General features: G+C 67.0%; 1 protein-coding gene. It reads right to left on the bottom strand.

Features of this window, described 5'->3' with window-relative positions; all coding sequences use genetic code 11:
* Positions 1-233: carbohydrate ABC transporter permease (locus tag SB658_RS27835; protein WP_410603822.1), on the bottom strand; the 233-nt coding region annotated here is incomplete at both ends.

Below are 233 nucleotides of genomic sequence, written 5' to 3'. Positions count from 1 at the left end.
CGATGGTCTGCGTCGCGTTGGCGGGCCCGCCGTTCGTCAGCCCGAGGATGATGTCGATCACCTTGAGCGTGTAGACCACGCCGAGCACGAGCACCACGTTGATCACGGGGCGGAGGTTCGGCAGCGTGATGTGCCAGAACGACTTCCACGGACCCGCCCCGTCGATGGTCGCCGCCTCGTGCACCTCGGCGCGCTGCGCCTTGAGGCCCGCGAGGAAGATGAGCATGGAGTAC

Origin of the sequence: Bacillus sp. SIMBA_008, assembly GCF_046535495.1 — a bacterium.
Taxonomy (GTDB): domain Bacteria; phylum Bacillota; class Bacilli; order Bacillales; family Bacillaceae; genus Bacillus; species Bacillus subtilis.
The sequence above is the reverse complement of the archived record's forward strand: the minus strand, read 5'-3'. Positions and strand labels throughout refer to the sequence as shown.